The 22,153-nt window shown below is 27.9% G+C and carries 22 protein-coding genes; 5 read left to right on the forward strand and 17 right to left on the reverse strand.

Features of this window, described 5'->3' with window-relative positions; translation table 11 throughout:
• Nucleotides 1–129: 129 nt before the first annotated feature.
• Both hflX and AC2TEO_RS10460 read right to left on the reverse strand, forming a co-directional pair.
• Nucleotides 130–1,320 carry a GTPase HflX gene (gene hflX, locus AC2TEO_RS10455; protein ID WP_442264767.1) on the reverse strand — a complete coding sequence of 397 codons (1,191 nt, stop codon included), beginning with the start codon at nt 1,318–1,320 and terminating at the stop codon, nt 130–132.
• Nucleotides 1,321–1,356: 36 nt separating this feature from the next.
• Nucleotides 1,357–1,920, reverse strand: coding sequence for a class I SAM-dependent methyltransferase (locus AC2TEO_RS10460; protein ID WP_442264768.1), 564 nt, complete (start codon nt 1,918–1,920; stop codon nt 1,357–1,359).
• Nucleotides 1,921–1,964: 44 nt separating this feature from the next.
• Between AC2TEO_RS10460 and AC2TEO_RS10465 the strand changes: the two genes are divergently transcribed.
• Nucleotides 1,965–2,645 carry a ComF family protein gene (locus tag AC2TEO_RS10465; protein WP_442264769.1) on the forward strand — a complete coding sequence of 227 codons (681 nt, stop codon included), beginning with the start codon at nt 1,965–1,967 and terminating at the stop codon, nt 2,643–2,645.
• 86 nt (nt 2,646–2,731) lie between these two features.
• On the forward strand, nt 2,732–4,297 hold the full coding sequence (locus AC2TEO_RS10470) for an Ig-like domain-containing domain (protein WP_442264770.1): 1,566 nt from the start codon (nt 2,732–2,734) through the stop codon (nt 4,295–4,297).
• Nucleotides 4,298–4,354: 57 nt separating this feature from the next.
• Here the strand turns inward: AC2TEO_RS10470 and AC2TEO_RS10475 are convergent, their stop codons facing one another.
• The 9 genes from AC2TEO_RS10475 to AC2TEO_RS10515 all read right to left on the reverse strand — a co-directional run bounded on the left by AC2TEO_RS10475 (nt 4,355) and on the right by AC2TEO_RS10515 (nt 12,633).
• A complete protein-coding gene (locus AC2TEO_RS10475; RefSeq protein WP_442264771.1) occupies nt 4,355–5,032 on the reverse strand; it encodes an energy transducer TonB in 678 nt (225 codons plus the stop codon).
• A 153-nt stretch (nt 5,033–5,185) separates the two neighbouring features.
• On the reverse strand, nt 5,186–6,874 hold the full coding sequence (locus AC2TEO_RS10480) for a glutamine--tRNA ligase/YqeY domain fusion protein (RefSeq protein WP_442264772.1): 1,689 nt from the start codon (nt 6,872–6,874) through the stop codon (nt 5,186–5,188).
• Nucleotides 6,875–6,988: 114 nt separating this feature from the next.
• On the reverse strand, nt 6,989–7,600 hold the full coding sequence (locus tag AC2TEO_RS10485) for a hypothetical protein (protein WP_442264773.1): 612 nt from the start codon (nt 7,598–7,600) through the stop codon (nt 6,989–6,991).
• Nucleotides 7,601–7,671: 71 nt separating this feature from the next.
• Nucleotides 7,672–8,307 carry a hypothetical protein gene (locus AC2TEO_RS10490; protein ID WP_442264774.1) on the reverse strand — a complete coding sequence of 212 codons (636 nt, stop codon included), beginning with the start codon at nt 8,305–8,307 and terminating at the stop codon, nt 7,672–7,674.
• A 222-nt stretch (nt 8,308–8,529) separates the two neighbouring features.
• Nucleotides 8,530–9,405, reverse strand: coding sequence for a hypothetical protein (locus tag AC2TEO_RS10495; protein ID WP_442264775.1), 876 nt, complete (start codon nt 9,403–9,405; stop codon nt 8,530–8,532).
• Nucleotides 9,406–9,419: 14 nt separating this feature from the next.
• The gene (locus tag AC2TEO_RS10500) at nt 9,420–10,292 is read right to left on the reverse strand and encodes a hypothetical protein (RefSeq protein ID WP_442264776.1); all 873 of its coding nucleotides are present in this window, start codon (nt 10,290–10,292) and stop codon (nt 9,420–9,422) included.
• A gap of 102 nt (nt 10,293–10,394) precedes the next feature.
• Nucleotides 10,395–11,441, reverse strand: coding sequence for an AraC family transcriptional regulator (locus AC2TEO_RS10505; RefSeq protein WP_442264777.1), 1,047 nt, complete (start codon nt 11,439–11,441; stop codon nt 10,395–10,397).
• A gap of 12 nt (nt 11,442–11,453) precedes the next feature.
• The gene (locus AC2TEO_RS10510; protein ID WP_442264778.1) at nt 11,454–11,993 is read right to left on the reverse strand and encodes a PepSY-associated TM helix domain-containing protein; all 540 of its coding nucleotides are present in this window, start codon (nt 11,991–11,993) and stop codon (nt 11,454–11,456) included.
• Nucleotides 11,994–12,072: 79 nt separating this feature from the next.
• Nucleotides 12,073–12,633, reverse strand: a complete 561-nt coding sequence (locus AC2TEO_RS10515) for a YceI family protein (protein ID WP_442264779.1) — start codon at nt 12,631–12,633, stop codon at nt 12,073–12,075.
• 89 nt (nt 12,634–12,722) lie between these two features.
• Between AC2TEO_RS10515 and AC2TEO_RS10520 the strand changes: the two genes are divergently transcribed.
• Entirely contained in the window at nt 12,723–13,541 is an 819-nt protein-coding gene (locus tag AC2TEO_RS10520) for a helix-turn-helix domain-containing protein (protein WP_442264780.1), read from the forward strand.
• A 50-nt stretch (nt 13,542–13,591) separates the two neighbouring features.
• Here AC2TEO_RS10520 and AC2TEO_RS10525 read toward each other — a convergent pair whose 3' ends face one another.
• From AC2TEO_RS10525 to AC2TEO_RS10545, 5 genes are all read right to left on the reverse strand, one after another.
• Nucleotides 13,592–15,451, reverse strand: coding sequence for a M1 family metallopeptidase (locus tag AC2TEO_RS10525; RefSeq protein WP_442264781.1), 1,860 nt, complete (start codon nt 15,449–15,451; stop codon nt 13,592–13,594).
• A gap of 55 nt (nt 15,452–15,506) precedes the next feature.
• Nucleotides 15,507–17,156, reverse strand: a complete 1,650-nt coding sequence (locus tag AC2TEO_RS10530; RefSeq protein ID WP_442267759.1) for a S8 family peptidase — start codon at nt 17,154–17,156, stop codon at nt 15,507–15,509.
• Nucleotides 17,157–17,169: 13 nt separating this feature from the next.
• Nucleotides 17,170–18,015 (reverse strand): MBL fold metallo-hydrolase, encoded by an 846-nt coding sequence (locus tag AC2TEO_RS10535; protein ID WP_442264782.1) that lies wholly within the window; start codon nt 18,013–18,015, stop codon nt 17,170–17,172.
• A gap of 97 nt (nt 18,016–18,112) precedes the next feature.
• A complete protein-coding gene (locus AC2TEO_RS10540; RefSeq protein WP_442264783.1) occupies nt 18,113–19,027 on the reverse strand; it encodes a hypothetical protein in 915 nt (304 codons plus the stop codon).
• Nucleotides 19,028–19,127: 100 nt separating this feature from the next.
• Nucleotides 19,128–20,015, reverse strand: coding sequence for a mechanosensitive ion channel family protein (locus tag AC2TEO_RS10545; RefSeq protein ID WP_442264784.1), 888 nt, complete (start codon nt 20,013–20,015; stop codon nt 19,128–19,130).
• A gap of 191 nt (nt 20,016–20,206) precedes the next feature.
• On the opposite strand from AC2TEO_RS10545, the gene AC2TEO_RS10550 reads away from it, so the two are divergent.
• Both AC2TEO_RS10550 and AC2TEO_RS10555 read left to right on the forward strand, forming a co-directional pair.
• The gene (locus AC2TEO_RS10550; RefSeq protein WP_442264785.1) at nt 20,207–20,371 is read left to right on the forward strand and encodes a hypothetical protein; all 165 of its coding nucleotides are present in this window, start codon (nt 20,207–20,209) and stop codon (nt 20,369–20,371) included.
• 219 nt (nt 20,372–20,590) lie between these two features.
• Nucleotides 20,591–21,043 (forward strand): ferritin-like domain-containing protein, encoded by a 453-nt coding sequence (locus AC2TEO_RS10555; protein WP_442264786.1) that lies wholly within the window; start codon nt 20,591–20,593, stop codon nt 21,041–21,043.
• 58 nt (nt 21,044–21,101) lie between these two features.
• On the opposite strand, the gene AC2TEO_RS10560 is transcribed toward AC2TEO_RS10555, so the two are convergent.
• Nucleotides 21,102–22,049 (reverse strand): hypothetical protein, encoded by a 948-nt coding sequence (locus tag AC2TEO_RS10560; RefSeq protein ID WP_442264787.1) that lies wholly within the window; start codon nt 22,047–22,049, stop codon nt 21,102–21,104.
• Nucleotides 22,050–22,153 lie beyond the last annotated feature (104 nt).

Raw genomic sequence — 22,153 nt, forward strand, 5'->3', positions numbered from 1 at the left:
TACTAAATTTACACTATGTTCCATTTGCAAAAGTAAAAAAAAAAACCTATCGCTATATTTAAAATTGTTTTTTTATACTTTTTTGGCCATAAATAATGTGTTTTTTGCAATTTTTCACTCATTAATTGTTTAATACAAGAAATTATTATACGGAAAAATTCTTGAGTGAATTTTCACTACTTCATCATAAACTGTTTCTTTGAAATTTTCAATATTTTCTTTTTCCGTAGCAGAAATAAAACAAGCTTTTTTCTCAAGATCATTCATCCAAGTTTTCTTCCAATCTTCTATGGTGTAATGTTCTTTACCTTTTATAGTAACTAAATCGTCTTCATCAATAGTTTCATGAGTGTAAGCATCTATTTTATTAAAAATCATAATTGTTGGCTTATTTGCACTATCAATCTCATCGAGTATTTTATTAACCGAAGCTATATGTTCTTCAAAATTAGGGTGAGAAATATCTACAACATGCACTAACAAATCAGCTTCTCTTACTTCATCTAAAGTAGATTTAAAAGATTCTACCAATTGAGTTGGTAGTTTCCTAATAAATCCAACCGTATCTGTAAGTAAAAAAGGTACATTTTTAACCACAACTTTTCTAACTGTTGTATCTAAAGTTGCAAAAAGTTTATTTTCTGCAAAAACTTCACTTTTACTAATTAAATTCATTAAAGTAGATTTTCCTACATTAGTATACCCAACTAAAGCTACGCGAACCATTTTACCTCTGTTCTTTCTTTGAACAGCCATTTGTTTGTCTATGGTTTGTAATTTTTTCTTTAGTAAAGTTATTTTATCTCGAATAATACGACGATCTGTTTCTATTTCAGTTTCTCCAGGCCCTCTCATACCAATACCTCCTTTTTGCTTATCAAGGTGAGTCCACATTCGAGTTAATCTTGGTAATAAATATTCATATTGAGCTAATTCTACTTGAGTTTTTGCAGAGCTAGTTTGTGCTCTACTCGCAAAAATATCCAAAATAAGATTTGTTCTATCTAGAATCTTACAATCTAAAATTCTTTCTATATTTCTAAGTTGAGCAGGTGATAATTCATCATCAAAAACTGCTGTTCCTACTCCATTAGCTTCAATAAACATTTTTACATCATCTAACTTACCTGTTCCAAGAAAAGTTTTTGGATTTGGTTTTTCTAACTTTTGCAAAAAACGTTTCACAGGTACTCCACCAGCAGTATGTGTTAAAAACTCTAATTCATCTAGATATTCATTCGCTTTGTTTTCATCTTGATGCTGTGTAATAACACCTATTAAAACCACCTTTTCTGATATTGCTTCTCTCGTTTCTATCATAGAAGGCAAAAATACAAAAAGTACAAGTTGTAAATTCTATTTCTTTGTGCATTTGTAAATAAATGCAGGAGGAATATTTAATGGCTCAAATTTTAAGCTTACATTTTCTTTCCCAAACAATTTTTTGAATTTTTTAAAATAATCTAAACTGTATTGAAATTGCACAAAACTTCCATTTGTATTTAATGCTTTGTATGATTCTTCTAAAATATTTTTTGAAATTGGCTTTGGTATTATGGATAACGGAAGGCTTGAAACAATACAATCTACATTTTTATAACCTTTCTTTTCAATTTCAGTAATTAAAAATTCTGCAGAAACATTTAAAATCGTTAATTGTGGGTGATCAATTTTCTGTAATTCTTGATAAAAAGTTTCATTAATTTCGAAACTGATTAAATGATTGTTGGGTTTTAATTTTTTAAGAATATGCTTTGTTATAATTCCATTTCCAGCCCCTAACTCAACTATTAAATTAGTTTGATTAAAATTCATTCCCTTAAGCATTTTTTCTGCAAGGAATCTTGAGCTAGGTGTTATAGTTCCAGATGTTTTGGCTGCTAAAACAGCTTCTTTAAAAAAATTAAGTTTCTTTCCCAAATACTATTTATTTTTTAAATTTATCGAAAAATTGCTAAGCAAATATGCGCTTTTTAAAGGATTTATTGGGTATATTTTATCCTAATTTATGTTTAAGTTGTGAAAATCTACTGTTTTCCAATGAAATAATACTATGTAGTAATTGTAAAAATGAGTTACCAATAGTTAATGAGAAAGATACTTTTATACCTGAATCTTTTTTGAACTTCGATTTAGAGAACTTTGAAGCTTTTCTATATTACAGGAAAGACAATATTACTCAAAAGCTAATTCACCAATTAAAATACAAGGAACGAGAAGATGTAGGTGTTTTTTTAGGCAAATGGTATAGTCATGAGATAAAAAAGAGAAATTTATTTTCTGAAATTGATTATGTACTTCCTGTTCCTCTCCATAAAAAAAAGTTAAAAACAAGAGGTTATAATCAAGTTGATTCTTTTGCAAAATGTATTTCAAAAGGATTAAAAACGAATTTTAGTAATAAAAATTTAGTTCGAATTTCAAACACCAAAACACAAACAAAAAAATCGAGGTTCGATCGTTATAACCAGAATTCATCTAAGTTTTCTTTAATTGACACCAACTTTTACGAAAACAAACATGTGCTACTTGTCGACGATGTAATTACCACTGGTGCAACTATTGAGTCTTGTGTTAATGCTTTATTAAAAACCAAGAACATAAAAATAAGTGTACTTACTATGGCTTACACACTAAAAGTCTAATAGTTTTTTTACTACTTTTGATTACGTTTAAAATTAGTTTTGTGAAACATTATAACCTTATATTTTTTCTTTTTAGTTTTAGTTTGATGATTAGTAGTTGTGCCAGAAAAGGAAGACCTGAAGGTGGACCTAAAGATAAAGACGCACCAATATTAATTTCCGCTGACCCTGCTTATGAAAGCTTAAACTTTAATGATAACAATATTCGCATTTATTTTGACGAGTATATTGTGCTTAAGGATTTAAATAAGCAATTAATTGTTTCACCTCCTTTTAAAACAGCTCCTTTAATTACACCACAAGGAACTCCAAGTAAATATATAAACATTAAAATTTTAGATACATTAAAAGAAAACACAACTTACACATTTAACTTTGGAAATGCTATACAAGATAATAATGAAAATAATCCTTTAGAGAATTTTAAATACATTTTTTCTACAGGGGATTTTATAGATTCATTAAGTATGAAAGGTTCCATAAAAGATATCACAATTAAAGAACCTAAAAAAAACTATAGTGTTCTCTTATATAAAATTGATTCTACCTTTAATGATTCTATTGTCTATAAAAACAAGCCAGATTATGTAACCAGAACTTACGATTCTATTAATTATAAGTTTACAAACTTAGCTGAAGGAAAGTACTTTTTAATGGCTATAGATGAATCTACTTCTGATTATAAATTTAATTCTAGAACAGATAAAATTGGGTTTTATAATGATACTATTTCTCTTCCTAAAGACAGTATAACCTCTTCTCCAATTATACTTTTTAAAGAAACTCAACCTTATATATTTAAAAAAGGAAGAGAGGTAACTAAAGGGAAAATTCAATTTGGTTTCACAGGAAAACAAAAAGGATTACAAGTAAAATTACTTTCAAAAGCACCAAATGACTTTGTTTTTAAAACAGAATTTGAAAAAGATAAAGACACTTTAAATTATTGGTACCATTCTGATAAAAAGCTAGATTCTTTAACCTTTATTGTTTCTGAAAAAACATCTATAGATACTGTAACCATTAAACTAAAAAAGAAAAAGATTGATTCACTTTCAGTAACAACGAATATTAAAAGCACTTTACATATTAAAGACACACTTACTTTAATTACAAACAACCCTATTCGTGAGTTCTATCCTGCTAAATTTTCTTTAACTAATACTAGTGATACAACTGAAGTTGCTCATACATTAGAAATTATATCTAACAATAAGTTGGGTGTCTTTTTTGAAAGAAAGACAAAAACCCCTTATAAACTAACAGCTTTACCTGAAGCTATTATGGATATTTTTAAAGTAAAATCTAAAGACACTCTTAACTATAAATTTGCAACTAAAGACATAGAAGATTATGGGAGCATTATTTTAACTGTAAACAAAGAAGTTAAACACCCGGTAATAATCGAGTTACTAAAAGGTGACAACGTATATAAAAAACAAATTTTAAAAGAATCTGGCAAAATTGAATTTAATTCATTAATTCCAGACACATATTCAATTAGAGCGATTATTGATGAAAACAGTAATGGTATTTGGGACACTGGAAATTATTTAGAAAAAAGACAGCCTGAACCTATTATGTATTATCCTGATAATTTACCAGAGTTAAGAGCAAATTGGATTTCAAATTTAAACTTTACTATAAAATAAATATGAGGTTCACTTTTGAACCCCATATTATTTTTTTTATATAACCTTATTTAAATTCTATAAAGAAAAATCTAGATATAACTCATAAGAAACTGCTACTGGCACGCCATCCTTTAAAGCTGGTTTTACTTTAGACAGCTTAGATATTAGTTTTTTACTATAACGAGTTAGTATATTTTCTTTATTATCATCATTAGTTGCTTTAATTTTTACGACTTCTCCCTCTTTATTTATCACAAAATTTATGGTCACTTTACCTACAATTTCATTATCAATCGCTTCGTCTGGGTACTCAAAATTTTCTTGAATAAAATTACCTATTGATATATTAAAACACTTAAGATTATCTGTAGAATTTTCACAATTTTCAAAAACTGGGAGATGATCTACATTCTGGAATGTAAAAATTTTACTTTCAGACTCTTTTATATCAACATCTCCTGATATTTTTATATTTTTTTTGCTGTTAGAAATTCCTACAGAAGTGATTGAGTTCACTGTTTTAGCTAATTCTTTTCTTCTTTTCCTAAAAAAACGGCTTTTGGAATTACTGAATCCTAAAATAATATGCCTAGCAGATTGGCTTTTTATTGTCTTACCTTCTACTTTGCACTTGTTAATACTATTTAGGTCTTGAATAACAACAGTTTCTTGCTTTTCGCAAGTTTTGTTTGATTGAGATGTTACTGTTTGCACATACAACAAGCATAATAGTAACCAATGTAAATTTTTCATTCTTGGGGGGATTTTACTTGGTAATAATATTGGGTATACTAATTTACATAAAATATGTTAAAACAACAAAAACTATTAAATTATTTATATTATTTAGTGAAACAAAGAGTCTTGTCTACAAAGTTTACAATAACCTAAGGTTAATAAATAAAATTATTTATTAACCTTAGCCCAAGTATCTCTTAATCCTACAGTTTTATTAAAAATCAAGTTTGTTTTTAACGAATCATCATCAACATTAAAATAACCTAAACGTTGAAATTGAAATCTTTCTCCAATTTTAGCATTTACTAAACTTGGTTCAACAAACGCATTAATAATCTTTAAAGAGTCAGGGTTTAAAAACTCCATAAAATCTTTTTCTTTATGTGCATCTGGTGCTTCATCAGAAAATAATCTATCGTAAATTCTTACTTCAGCAGAAACCGCATGCTTTTTAGACACCCAATGTAATGTCCCTTTAACTTTACGTTTACTTTCTTCTGTTCCGCTACCAGATTTACTTAAAGGGTCATAAGTACAATGAATTTCTACAATATTTCCTTCATCATCTTTAACACAACTCTCTCCTTTAATAATGTAAGCATTCTTTAAGCGTACTTCTTTACCTAAAGCTAACCTGAAATATTTTCTATTTGCTTCTTCTTTAAAATCGTCTCTTTCTATGTATAATTCACGTGAAAAAGGAACTTCTCTTGAGCCCGCATCTAATTCTGGGTTATTCTCTGCAATAAGTATTTCTTCTTGATCTTCAGGATAATTGGTTATGACTAATTTCACTGGATTAAGAACAGCCATAACTCTATTAGCATTTTTATTTAAATCTTCTCTAATTTTAAATTCTAATAATGCAACATCAATTATATTTTCTCTTTTTGAGACGCCTACTGTTTCAATAAAATTACGAATTGACGCTGGAGTATAACCTCTTCTTCGTAGACCTGATATTGTAGGCATTCTTGGATCATCCCAACCTGTAACCACTCCTTCTTCAACTAACCTAAGCAATTTACGTTTACTCATTATCGTATAACTTAAGTTTAATCTAGAAAATTCTCTTTGTTTTGGAATTAATGGAAAATCTGTTTTACTGTATTCATAAACATGATCTCTAAACCAATTATATAAATCTCGGTGAGGTTTAAATTCTAAAGAACATAAAGAGTGAGAAATTTGTTCTAAATAATCACTTTCTCCATGAGTCCAATCGTACATAGGATAAATTACCCAATCATTTCCAGTTCTATGGTGAGATTTCTTTAATATCCTATACATTAAAGGATCTCTTAACAACATATTTGGAGAAGCCATATCTATTTTTGCACGAAGTACGTGTTCTCCTTCATTGAACTCTCCATTTTTCATCTTTGTGAAAAGTTCTAAGTTCTCTTCTACAGTTCTATCTCTATACGGACTATCAACTCCAGGTTCTGTTGGAGTTCCCTTTTGTTGAGCCATTTCCTCTGAAGTTTGACTATCAACATAGGCTTTACCTTCCTTAATTAATTGTACAGCCCAATCATATAATTGTTGAAAATAATCTGAAGAATAACATTCATTTTCCCATTGATATCCTAACCAGGATACATCTTTTTTAATTGCATCTACATATTCTTGCTCCTCTTTGGCTGGATTGGTATCATCGAATCGTAAATTTACAGGAGCATTATATTTTTCTCCTAAACCAAAACTAATTCCTATAGCTTTTGTATGTCCAATGTGAAGATATCCGTTAGGTTCTGGAGGAAAACGAAAACGTAAGTTTTCTTTTTTCATTCCATTTGCTAAATCCTCCTCTATGATTTGTTCAATAAAATTTAAAGATTTCTTTTCTTCTGACATTTTATATTAAATTGGACAACAAAATTAATGAAAATAGTTGAGCCTTGTAATACAAAAAAACTCTTCTCCTAGTAAAAGGATAAGAGTTTAAAATATCTTGAAATTTCACCTTTTTTAAGGCTTTAATATCTTGTATTGTTCTATTTCTGACTCTGTCATCCAATGAATACTTGCAGCTTTAGCAGAATTTATTGTAAAATAATAAAATGCTTTAGCCTCTACATCGCTAAAACCTATAGACTTGTAATAATTTATATATGGTAAATGATTTATGTGTCCTACTGGAAAATCAGTTGCTTCATTAGTACCATTTGACCATGAATGCACACCTATTCTTGTATTATTCCCTCTTGTTCTTTTTTTACCTGCTAAAAAGAAATCTACTCCTCCTGATGCAATTATAGCATTATCTAATAAATGAATTTTTATGTTTAAATCGTGTATTTTCTTAGATAATTTTAAATTAACTTCATCATCAGATGAACCATCACAATTTTTAATATTTATTGTGGTTAGGTTAGGGTTTTTAGTTATAATTTTATTAAAACTATTTAATGAAGAGCTATTTATAACTCCATTCATTTCAATTGTTTCCCCATCTTCTAAGATCTTAAATATTCCAAAATCTGTTGTTGATTTATCGTTTATTAATTCTTCATTTTTACTACAATTAGTAGTAAATACTAAAAATACAATTAACAATACTAATCTTTTTGTCGCTTTCATATATTGTCTTTTTAATTCTCTATTCTGTAACTTTAAACAAGAAGAATTAAATTTACCCTAAGTATCAAATTTTATTTCCTTAGTATTTTATACTTATCTATTTCTTTTGTAGTCATATTGTGAATATTACTCGCAGAAGCAGCTTCAAGTGTAAACCAATAAAAATCTGTTGGAATATTCATTTCTTCATAATATTTTAAATACATAATATGTACTTCGTTATCCCTTGGGTAATCTATACCTTCTTTATCTCCATCAGCCCAAGAATGTACACCAATTTTGGCTGTAACATCTGCATTTCTTTTTTTTCCAGCTAAAAACATATCAGTTCCGCCAGATGCTACCATACCGTTTCTAGGTATATATGTATTAATATTTCTTTTTCGAATTTCTCTAGAAGCCAACAAATTAATATGATCATCTATAGACCCAGGCACTTCTTCCATAACCAATGTTTTAACTTGAGGATTACTATTAAGTACTTCTTTTAAATCTTCTAATGTATTTGAATAAATAACTCCATTCATGTACAAACTATCTTTTAATTTTGAGGTAGATTTGAAAGTAAAAGTTGCCGTTTTTTCTCCCATGACCTTCATCATTAATTTCTGACCAAAAGCAGTAGAAAAATATAATTGCGGAAACAAGAAAAAAGTGACTACCCCTAGAAGCAAAAAAATAAAAACTCCGATTATTAATTTTTTCATAATATTTAATGTTTTAAAGTTGAATAAAAAAACTCCATACACCTATCTTTTACAGATAAGGTATATGGAGTTTCCATAATAGTTAACTTATAATTCTCAATGTCTTCCTTATGTTAGAATTACAAGCTTTTTAAAATTATTATTTGTTTGACGCTACATATATAATTTTGTTACACATTTTTTAAAAACTCTTTCCATAATTTATTTTTAAACTTTATCTATTTATCTTTTGTAAGTTCCATCTGGTAAAATACTAGGAAAATTATATTGGCTATCTGTTAATAAATTATATATAGTTTCATCTGTAATCTTAACCTTCTCCTTTGTATTCAATTTCCATTCTTGCTTAATTTCATCTAATCGATTCGACTGTGCTCCTAAAATAGAACTCATTGCCCAATAAAAGTACTCCGTTGCCTGACAATCATAAGTACATGTTGTATCGTCATAAGTATACCATGCTTCAGATGGATAGTTAATTGGAATGCTAGTAAAGTTACCTCCTCTAGCTTTATCCATCGCATTGGTTAGCGATGTTCCTGCATTTTCACCAAAAACATTTGGATAAGCTTTAGAATACCCAGCATGTGTAATAATATGCCAAACTTCTTCTAATGAAGCATCAAATCGTCCAGTTTTTCCTCCCGAAACGAAACTAGGGACAGTTTCATCATTTCCTAAATCTTGGCCAAGTCTTCCTAGAGGCGGAGCGATTAAGTTTAAATCTGATTCTGATTTCCACATAAATAGAAATGCTTTATTCTCTAGCATTTTATCTAACACTAATTGATTATCAACAACTCCATCTTCATCATTATCTAAATACTGAGCCATAACATTTGCTGCATGTAATAGTTTTGTATCTTCAATACCTGAAACTCCATAAATATCGATTCCAAAGACAACTACTTTTCTATTAAAAATAGACATACCCTCGTCTGAATTTTCTATAATTTTAAAATTCGGATCATTTCCTCCATTGATTATTCCTTGTTCATTTCCATTATTACTCATATCATTATTTTTGGAACATGATACACAGCCAACAACTACAATAACAATTATTACTAATAATATCTTAGATATATTTTTCATCATATTATTTTAATTTATTACTTAATCTTTATCCCTATAGTTTTTGAATAATCAGCATTTACAGACATTGGAACTTGTTTATTTTTCATAAAAGCTAATGCTTTTTGTTGATGAGTATTAAGTTTATTTTCTTGACCAGCAAAATTGATTGCCCAAATTTGATGTATATATTCATTTACCGCTGTAATTTTATCGTAGTTGCCATTTTCTTCAGCGTTTTGCTCAGAAATATCGTATGTTCTCGCTGTAATATCATCTTCCATAAATTGACGTAGTTTTTTTCCTTGTGTAAAAGCGAATTCATTATCTGATCTACTTATTGCTTCTGTTATCGTATGGAATACCTCTTCCCATAATGCATTCATGTTTTCAGGCCTCCATGTAAAAGATGTTAGTTTATCTATAACCCAACCTTTTCCATTGTAATTTTTAACATATGGCCAGTTATCGGTTTGCATACTTAAACCATACAATCCTTGGCTATTAACCTGAGGTGATTCTGATATTTTATCTACTAAGTTTAAAGGGCCAGAAATAAACATTACCGTTTTTGCCATTTGCAGATTTAATACTTTCATATCTTCATCAACAACACCATCGTTGTTTTGATCTAAAAAACTACTAAACAAACGCACAGAATGATCAAAAACATCTTTTCCTGTTGTTCCTGCTGTAGTTTCTTCTGAAGTTGGATTTATTGCACTACCAACAATATAAAACCCATTAATTTCATGTATATAATCTGCATTAGTTTTTAAATAATTTATCAAAGAAGAATTTGAAGTATTATCTGAATTACTAACTATTTCGTTGTTTTTTGAACAAGAGACTAAACTTATAATGATTGTAATACTGCATATAATTTTAGAGTTGAACATTTTTTTTATCATAATTATTATGTTTTAAATTCGAATATTATTCTGTTTAATCAAATAACATTCAATTTGTGTTCAACCCTATAAATAAACCTTTTTAAAAAGTCCGAATAACGGTTATTCGGACTTTTTTATTTGTTTTTGATATTGTTTAGGTGTAATGCCTTCAAGTTTTTTAAACACTGCATAAAAAGTAGATTTAGATGAAAAACCTGCTTCATTTGCTAATCCTAGAAGAGAAAGTTTACTCGCTTTATTAGAAGACAAGGACTCTTTAAAAGAATTTACTCTAAATGTATTAATGAAATAATAAAAATTATTACCGGTATGAAGGTTAATAAGTTTAGAAAGCTCTTTTTCTTTAATTCTAACTTTTTGTGAAAGGATACGAAGATTTAAGTTTTGATCTGAATAAATTTTTTCATCTTGAATCTGATGAACTATTTTATTAAATAGCTCTTTAGTATCTTTTTTTACAATTTTCTTTTCTTTTTCTGATTCTTTTAGAAATAATCTTTCTTTAAAAATATCTACTTGAGAAAATCCATTATAAGCTATCCAATAAATCATAAAAAAAGTAAGAATAGTTGAAATAGCTGCAAAATAATATACAATAGACTCATTAATAACACTAATGATATCTTCAAAAATCCAAAAAGCGTGAAAAAAAAGATATATGAAAACAATTGTTCTTATCCAGGTTAACGTTTTATTTTCAATTTCAGAATAAAAATCTTTAACCCTTATCTGTACCTCTTTTATTTTTTTTAAAATTAGAATTAATATGGTTATATTAAATATATATTCTGCATACTTTATGTACTCATTTTCAGTAAAAAATATGACAGTTAAAAACCAAGGCAGAAATAAAACTAATAAATAAAAACTCTTTTGTTTATTTAAAGTCGCGTTTACATAAAAAAACAACAACGGCATTGTTAGAAAGCCTGTATTTAAAACAGTTACAGAAAACTCATCTATTGTTTCTGTTAAACTATAAAAAACTTCTAAACATAAAGACCATAAGAATAATGCTAAAAAAATATTTGCTTTTTTATTTGTTGATTTTAACGTAATGAATAAAAAACCTAACATTAATGATGTTGCTATAGATAAGATATCTATAATTAATAACAGATTAAAATTTAAGGTTATTGATTCCATTTTATACTTAGTTTACGCAAACAAGAATAAAAACAATAAAGGAAATAACATTCCTGCAACCGCTAATTTCCAACCTCTGCCTTTAAATCCTTTTTTACCCAATGGAATTAACACACCTGTTAGAGCAATTACTAACATTGCTATACCAAAAATATCAGAATACCAAATCCAAAAACTATTAGTAGATTTATGTAAATACATTGAATGCCCAATGACAGGAACTTTTCTTTTGTATTCTATAGTTCCTTTTCCTGTTTCGACATCAGCGTCTAAAATAATATTATCTTTAAAATACACTCTTATTTTCCCATTTCTTACTCTATGCCCATCATACTTTCCTATTTCTTTGGTAAGTCCAGTTATATACTCTTTTGTTAACTGTGCTTCTTCAGAAGGAATTGTTAGTTCAAACGATTTGTTTTCATATGTATAATCCATCGGATACCAATCTTGACGATGGTTTAAAATAATTCCTGAAAAAGAAAATGCGATGATTAACCCAACATAAAAATATGCTAAATCTCTATGTAAACTTCTATTAGTTATTTTCATTATTACTTTTATATATAAATTAAAAAGAAACCCAAGATATTACTTCTTGGGTTTAAATTTCTTAAAAAGATTAGATATGTTATTGTTCATTCATTTCTACGTGAACAACTATTTCTACATCGTTACCTATAGGTTTCATTCCTTTTCCAACATTAAACTCTTCTCTATTTATTACTGAAGTTAATTTTAATCCAGCTTTTTTCTTTCCTCCTCTTCCTTCGATAATTCCATTTAATTTTCCTTTAAAGATAACTTCTTTTGTAATTCCTTTAATCGTAATTTCTCCAATAGTTTGAAACTCTTTACCTTCTAACTGTTTAAAATTATTACTTTTAAAAATAATATTTGCATGATTTGCTACATCAAAAAAATCTACAGCTTTTAAATGATTATCTCTTCCAGACTGGTTTGTATTAATTGTTGACGCATCTATTGAAACATTAAATTTTGGAGCTTCAAATTTCTTATTACTTACTGCTGTAATATCAAATTTTTCAAAATTACCTGTTACTTCTGAAATCATAAAATGTGAAACAGAAAATGTAATTGAAGAATGTGCTTTATCTACCTTCCAAATTGTTTGTGCATTTATACTTATTAGAGTTACTAATGCTAATAGAGTTAAAACTATTTTTTTCATTATTTTTAAATTTTTAAAAGTTTGTAAGCAAAAGTATTTACTCTTAAAAATCAAAAAGTTATTAAAAACAGAATATAACTTATGAATTTATGCCCGTAGATGTTCCTATTCATAACTTAAACACCTCTTATAACATAAATATTGAAAAAATATCTCATGACAATAATTATGATTTTAACACAATACATAAACATAATTACTTTGAGATTTTATTTTTTGAAAAAGGAGGCGGTCATCAATTAATTGATTTTGAAAAAATTAAAATAAAAAATAATAGCTGTTATATTGTAAAACCTAAGCAAATACACTTAGTAAAAAGAAATGCAAATGCTGATGGTTTATTAATACAATTTACTCCTGAAACACTTTTTAGTGATTCCTTTTCTCTATTAAAAAGTTTTACAAAATCTGAGGTAGTTTTTGAAAAAGATATTGATTTATCTAACTATTTTATCTCTCAATTAAAAAGTATTTCTGCTATTCAAAAAAGTAAATCATACTTTTATAAAGAAAAAACAATTCATTTACTTTCTTCACTTTTGTACACACTTGAGGAACAAAGTATAAAAATGAAAAACGAAAAATTTAGTGCAATTACAGTAAATTTTATCGACTTGGTGGAAAATAACATTAACAATATATCTGTAAGCGAATATGCTAAAAGATTACATATTTCTTCTAAAAAATTAACTCAAATTATAAAAACAGAACTGAATAGTACTCCTTTAAAATATATTCATGATATATTACTTCTAAACATCAAAAGAGACCTTGCTTTCAAACAGTTAACTCATAAAGAAATTGCATATAATTACAATTTTGACAGTCCTTCTAATTTTAGTATTTTCATAAAAAAGCACACAAAACTAACCCCTACAGAACTTCAAAAACAATTAATATCTCAATAAAAAAAAGGGTTAAGAAAATTCTCAACCCTTTTTATAAATACTTTTGTTTATTACTCTATAGAAAAACTGTTATTTAATGGATTAATATCTGCCATAAATCCGTCTTTATTAATATTTACACTTTTAACAGTCTTAGAGGCCTTAAAAGTATACGTTTGATATGCCCATCCCCAATCTTTTAATAAAGTTGAAGAAGATGGTTTATTTCCTCTCATAATCTCTAGAGGAATATTAAAAGATTCTTTAGACCCGTCTATATACTCAACTTCTACATCTAAAGGCATTGGCATTGCTCCAATTCTTTCTAACGTAATTTCTTTATCGTTTACAGTTTTAATTCCATAATCAATAAAGTTAGTGGTTTGACTCCATTCGTTTAAGTACCAATCTAAATGAATTCCAGAAACTTTTTCTGCAACACGTTTAAAATCATTCGGTGTTGGATGTTTGAATGAAAATTGATTGTAATATTCTTTTAATGTTTTTGCTACATTTTCAGAACCAATAACATATTCTAATTGACTTAAGAAAATACTTCCTTTACTATAACTTCCAATACCATAAGCTCTATTTGTTTCATATCTATCTGCATGTGTAGACAATGGTTTTTCCATACCTGATTTTACTAAAAAACCATAACCTCTGTAAGAACCACTATTAGGGTTTACTGCACCTCTATCAGTAATTTCATTCATGGCTTTATTGGAAATATAAGTAGTAAAACCTTCATCCATCCATGGGTGCTTACTTTCATTTGTTGCTAATAAAAACTGAAACCAATTATGAGCTAACTCGTGAGCAGTTACACCTAACAAACTTCCCCAAGGTCTTTGTCCTGTAATTAATGTACATTGTGCATACTCCATTCCTCCATCACCTCCCTGAATTACAGAATATTGTTTGTAAGGGTATTTACCTATATGCTCGCTAAAATATTTCATTAATTCAGCAGTCTTAGGCTGTAATTTCTTCCAATTTTCAATAAACTTAGTATCTAATGTTTTCTTGTATAAGAAATGTAAATTGATACCATTATCCATTTTATAAATATCATGCTGATATTCTGGATCTGCAGCCCAAGTAAAATCATGAATATTCTTTCCTGAAAACTTCCATGTTAATTTTTTACCTTTTGGTAAACTTAAAGACTTACTCTTGTCTTCATATCCATGTCCTACTTCTTGTGGATTTAATAACTCTCCTGTTCCACCAACAACATAATTTTTATCGATATGTAAAGTAACATCGAAATTACCCCAAACTCCATGAAATTCTCTAGCAATATATGGAGGAGTATGCCAACCTTCGAAATCATATTCCGCCATTTTAGGGTACCATTGTGTCATTGATAACGCAACTCCTTCTTTACTATTTCTTCCAGATCTACGAATTTGTAAAGGAACTTGAGCATCGAACTCCATCTCGAAAGTTGCTTTTTCTCCAGATTTAATAGGAACGTTTAAAGTTACTTCTAAAATTGTTCCTACAATTTCGTACGCTACTTTTTTCCCATTTTGACGTAAAGAATTAACTTTAATAAAACCTATTTCGTTAGGCTTTAATTTTGCAATTCTACTTTCTACTTTTACATCTTCAGAAGTTCCAATTTTTTCTACCATTCTCCCATCTGGATCTTCTATGGTGTGCAAACGAGCATCCATTTGAGAATTTGGCTGAAAAGCATTGAAATACAAATGATAAAACACTTTATTTAGTTCATCTGGTGAATTATTCGTGTAAACTAGTTTTTGCTTACCTTTATATTGATATGTTTTTACATCCATATCAATATCCATAGTGTAATCTGCTTGTTGTTGCCAATAGTTACTTTTTGTACTCGAAGTATTTTGAGCATAACTTGCACAAGAAACTAAACCAGCACATAAAATAAAATGAAAAATTTTTCTCATTATATAATTTAGTTATTATTAAAAAAGAGCATTTTTTAGATGCTCTTTTTTGTTTTTATTTATTTGCTTTTACAAGTTTTTCCGCCATAATTAAAGCATTGTATGCATTAACTACTCGACCAGAAACTGATAAATCTGCGAAAGGGATTAACTGTGTTTCTGAACCATATCTACTACCTGTTCCTGGTTTATTAACTTTCATGTTAATTTTAGTTCCTGAGTTCATAATAATCCTCTTTACCTGACTAGCAGATAATTGTGGATAATATGAACGAATTAAAGCAGCAACTCCAGCAGTAGATGGTGATGCCATTGAAGTTCCACTAAAGTATTTGTATTCATTTTCAGGTGTTGTAGAATATATTTGAGCACCAGGTGCAAATATGTCTACATTCTTTTTTCCATAGTTTGAAAAAGCTGCTGGTAGTTCCTCATTATAATTTGAACTCATAGCTCCAACTGTAAGAAAATTATCTGAGATTTCATTAATTAAATCAGGTGCATCATTAGGATATGATTTTTCTACATCAATATCTTTTCCATCATTTCCTGCTGCATTAACAATTAATACATCTTTATCTGCTGCATATTTAATAGCTTCGTAAACCCAATCTTTATTTGGTGAAAAAGCCTTACCAAAACTTGTATTAATCACTTTTGCTCCGTTATCTACTGCATAACGAATACCTAAAGCAACATCTTTATCATATTCATCTCCATCAGAAACAGATCTAACAGCCATGATTTTTACGTTAGTTGCTACTCCATTCATTCCTTTTCCGTTATTTCTAGTAGCACCTACAATACCAGATACATGAGAACCGTGTGCTTCGTCTTTTTCTGAATGGCCAGTATTTCCATTTCCATAACCTGGCTTATCTTTAATATCATAAGCATTATCTCCAACTACTTTTCGATAATCTGTCTTCAAATTATCTCCATTTATAGTTTTGTTTGCTTTTTTTATTTCACTCTTAAGTTCTTTCTGAATACCTGGCATAGTCATACCATTAGCTTGAACAAAACCAATTGCAATTCCTATTGCTTGTTTTAATTCATCACTAGGGTTTTGAATTGCTTTAACTTCTTCAAAAGTATAATCATCTTTTTTAAAATGATCTTTTAAAGCTTTATCTGCAAACAATACCCCCGATAAATAATTTTGATAATTAAATTTTTTCTCTTTAGCTTCTTTTAATTTTTCTTCTTGAAATGCTTTCACAGCTTTTAATGTTTCTGGATCTGCAACAGAAGGATTCATTAAAATACGTTCATACTCTAAATGTTCTGTATAAGAATCTCCTAAAAAATTCCATCCGGTAATATCGTCTATATATCCATTATTATCATCATCTTTTCCATTTCCAGCTATTTCATTTCTGTTAGTCCAAGCTACATCTTTTAAATCTTCATGATTTAAATCTGTTCCACTATCAATAACTCCAACAATTACTTCTACACCTTTTTTTCCTTTTAAAAACTCATATGCTTTATTAACACTCATACCTGGTATAGTGTCTGTAGCTAAATCCAAATGTTGCCAATTTTGTTTTTCTGCTTCAGTTAAATCAGCTTTTTTTGCAGAAATTACAACTTCATTATTAACTCCTGTTGGGATTACTATTTTTTTTAGATTAGCTGTTGAATTACAACTTGCTAAACTAACTAAAACGATTGAAGATAAAATAGGTTTGTATACTCTCATTCTCATTTCTCTCTTAATTAAATATCTCTCTAAATTTGTAAGTTTCTTTTAATCGGACTCCTTTTTCAGTATGTTTTACAGTGATAATTTCGTTGTAAGCATCATGCTCTAAAAAAAGTAAATACTCATTATCGGCTGCTTCTGTTAAAAATGCTTCTTTTTCTTTTAGTGTAAGTAATGGTCTGGTATCATAGCCCATTACATAAGGTAGTGGTATATGACCTGCTGTAGGTAATAAATCTGCCATAAAAACAATAGTTTTATCTTTATATTGAATTTTTGGCAACATTTGTTTTTCTGTATGGCCGTCTTTGAATAATACATCAAAACCAACGTAATCTTTTGCGTTTAAATGTAAAAAGTTTAATTGACCACTTTCTTCTATTGGGAGAATATTTTCTGATAAAAACGAGGCTTTTTCCCTTGGATTAGGATTTACTGCCCAGTCCCAATGGCGACTATTACTCCAAAATTTAGCATTTTTAAACGCTGGTTCGAAACCTGTTCTGTCTTTATTCCATTGAATAGCACCTCCACAATGGTCAAAATGTAAATGTGTTAAAAATACATCTGTAATATCATCTCTATGAAAACCTAACTCCGCTAATGATTTATCTAGAGAAAAATCTCCAAATAAATAGTAATAACCATAAAATTTATCGGATTGTTTGTTTCCTATACCTGTATCAATTAGTGTAAGTCTATCACCATCTTCAATTAGAAGACACCTCATCGACATATCGATCATATTGTTTGCATCTGCAGGATTTGTTCTTTGCCATAAAGACTTGGGAACAACACCAAACATTGCTCCACCATCTAATTTAAAATTTCCGGTTTCGATTGGGTAAATACGCATAAAAACAAAGATGCGAAAAATTAATGAGTTAACTCGTTAATAATATCGTAATACTGTAATAAACCTGGCTTAACTTATTTGTAGAGTAATTTATGATTTATACGCCTTCTTTTTCTAATAAATAACCTATTGTAAAATTGGTTTCCCAATCGAATATAAAATTTTTGCACCCAGTTGCATCTACTATTGCTTTATATATTGTTAAACCAGATTCTATTTTTTTTCCTTTTTCTTGTTTTACTTTATCGAATTTCTCAACGTTAGAAGGTAGTACAGTATAACGTTCTTTATTTTTTCTAAATTCTTGTGCTAATTGAAAAGGGATTCCTCCTATTAAAAAACAAAATCTCCTATTTTCTTTAGGAATCAATGTTGCTAATTCTTTTACTTCTTTGTACACAATTTCATCTTCTGTTCCTTTCTGATGATATTTACTTCCATGTGTTTCTTTACCTATTAATTTTCCATTTTCAACAAAGGAAATTTTTGTGTTTCCAGATCCAAGATCTACAACAAATGCATTATTTTTAAAAGATTTTGGTAAAATTGCTCTTAAGCTATATATCGCTTCTTCTTTCGGAGTTATTTCTTTAATTTCATGATTTCTTTTTTTCAATTCTTTTACAATTAATGTAGTAACCTCTTCCTTTAAAGCTCCTGAACTTACAATAAAAGTTATATCTTCTTTAGCAACACCTAAATCTTCAATTTTTTTTAAAAATTTATTTAATTTATTATCTATTTCTTCTGTAGTTGTCATGGCTTCTGCTATTAAACTTTTACCATAAGCTGCTTCTTTTAATTTCCATTTTTTATTATTATCTATTTCAATAATAAAATAATTAAATCCAGAAGTTCCAAGTTCTACAACTCCTTTTAAAACTCCATTCTCAGGTAGTTCTGCGGTATATTTAAATTCTGGTTGTATTTCTTCTTGTTTTTTCTCTACATTTTTACACGAAAAAATAAAAAGTAAAAAAAAGGATATATATAGGGATTTTAATAAATTCATCTTAACAACTGGTATAATTTATTATTCCTTACAAAAATAAAAAAACATCTTATTTAAACCTTAAGATGCTCATTCTTTACTAATTTATAAAAAAACATATTTATTTATTTAATAAAACAGGTATGTTTTTTTGCGTATTATAAAGTTTAAATTCTGTAATATTTGAAGGCATATTTAAGCCGTTCTTAATTAATATGTTTTTCACATTTTTAACTACATCACTTTTAACTTCTAACGCTCCTCTTTTATACTCCATTGTTTTTGTCCAAAATAAAACTTTAAGATTAACTGTACTAATTCCAAGAGAGTCTACAGTTACAAAACATTTATGTTCTTCTGTATCAATAACTCCAGAAGTTTCTACAACTGCTTTTGTTACAACTTTCTTTGCTAAATCTATATTATCGTTATAATCGATTCCTACTGTAAAATCAGTTCGATAATATCCGTCTTCTGTGTAATTAAATACTGGTTTTTTAATTATATCACTATTCGGGATGTAAACATCTCTACCATCAAATGTTTTCAATTTTGAATGCCTGAATTCTATTGTTTTCACTTTTCCAAAAACATCCCCAATTAATACAGTATCATTAACATTAAAGGGTCTGCTAAACGATAAAATAACTCCTGAAATAAAATTTTCACCAATATCTTTAAAAGCAAAACCAATAATTACTGCAGAAGCACCAGCTGCAGTTAAAAAACCTGTAGCGATATATCCTAATCCAGCTATTTTTAAAGCAAAAATAATTACTAACAATACAAATCCGTATTTTATTGTTTTTCCTAAGAAATTAGTTATTAATGGATCTTTAGTTTGAATTGAAATGGTTTTTTTTGAAATTGAAGAAATAACATTTGACAATAAGAAACCTAATACCACTATTAAAACAGCCAAAATAATTCCTGGTATATGGTTTAAAAATTCATTCCAATAATTTATTAAGGCTAATTTTATTTTCTGTAGTGTTTCATTTAAAGTCATATGTTTTTCTTGTTTTGAAATTTAATTATAACTACAAAATTATTATGACTAAACTTTTCTCCTTAACTCATTTAAAACAAAAATTAGCTCAAAACATATAAATTGATATGAGTTAATATTAAATGGAAATGAACAAAACACCATTTTTAATTTGCCATAAATTTGTGATGTAACACAAAACTAACAGCATTATGAAACAAGGTAAAGAAGATTTTAAAATCTTTAAAAAGAATAAAAAAAACAAAAGTAAAAATTACATTTTTCAAAATAACAAAACAACTAGATCAGGCTTTTATATTTTAACAAGCTTACTTGTTATTGGTTTAACCATGGTTATTCTATCTGGAGTTATCTAAAAAAAATTGCTCTAAAAAAAGATTAACACACTGTAAATGTACGGTTTACAACACATAACACGATCAATTATATAATCAAAAAAATAAATTAATCTTTATAAAAAACATGTGTCTATAGATTTAAGAATATTAAATTAAAACATATTCACCTCTTTAAAAAATGTAAAAAAGTAAGCATTTTAAACCAAACTACTTATCACTTATAAAAACAAAAATATTATGTATAACTATACACAAGAAATAGCTAGTCAATTAAACGGATTATTGATAAAGAATTACGATGCTGAAAAAGGATATCAAACTGCAGCCGAAAATGTAGATAGTGACGTATTAACTAGTTTATTTGAAAGAAAAGCCAAGGAACGTAAAAAATTCGGAAATGAACTAAAAAAAGAAATTAGATTATTGGGTGAAAAAACTAAACAAGAAGGGAGTAAATTAGGAACTATACATAGAACTTGGATGGATACAAGAGCCTTTTTTTCTTTAGACAATGATAAATCTATTTTAGAAGAAGCTATCAGAGGAGAAAAAGCTTCTGTTAAAGAATATAATGAAGTGATAAATTCTAAAGAACATTTACCTAAAACAATTGTCAGTTTATTAAAAAATCAAAGAAATTCTATATTAAACGACACAATTCTAATAAAGAAATTAGAAGACATTAAATAATCATTTTAAACAATTTCCTTTAAATTACCTATTAATAAATTTTATTGATAGGTAGTTTTTAATCTGTTAAATCCAATAAAAAACCTATTGTAAAATTAGAATCCCAGTCAAAAATTACAGTTTCTGGATTTGTTGCATCATTAATAGCTTTAAAAATATTTACTCCACTTTTAGTTTTAGCTCCTTTCTCACTAATAACATCCTGATAAACAGAAATATCTTTATTTAACAAAGTGTATCGTTCTTTTTCTATTCTTAACTTTTTCGCCATTTGATAAGGTACCCCTCCAATAATAAAATATTGCTTTCTTTTTTGCTCTGGAACGCTGTCTGCAATAGCTTTTACATGATTATATACTTCTTGATCATTTATGTTTTTTTGAAAATATTTAGAACCATAAACCTCTTTACTAACAATTGAATTCCCATCTATATAAGATATTTTAGTATTTCCTGAACCAATATCTACAACAAATGTAGTGTCTTCAAATTGAGGTGTCATTACAGATTTTAACGCGTATTGTCCTTCCTCTTCAGCAGTAACAACATTAACTTTGTATCCAATATCATTTAATTCACTTTTTATTTTTTGAGTAATGCTTTTTTTATCGGCTCCAGAACTCACAACAAAATGAATATTTTTAGATGCTACGCCTAAATCAATAATTTTTTGGATATATAATTTTAATTTATTTCGAATTTCTTTAACTGAAGCATTACCATCTAAAATTGAGCTATTACCATACTCTTTACTTTTAATTTCCCAGTTTTTATCTTTATCAATATTAATAACAAAAGAATTAAAACCAGAAGCTCCTAACTCAACTACAGCTTTTAACTTACCATCTATTGGTTTTATAGGTTTATATGAAAATTGTTTTTCTGTTATAGAAGTTTTAGACAATTGTTCTTTTATTTTTTCTGAACTAATCTTTGTGTCTATCTTTTCTGGTTTACATGAATTGAAAAGTAATAATGTTAGAATAAAAAATAAAACTTTTTTCATTGTTAGAATCATTGGGGTATGAAGCAACAAAAATATAATTCCAATATTTGAAATAATTTCAATATTGATACAATCAAACAAAAAAACATAAAAACCTGAAAAAC

The sequence above is a fragment of the Tenacibaculum aquaeponti genome (genome assembly GCF_057221555.1).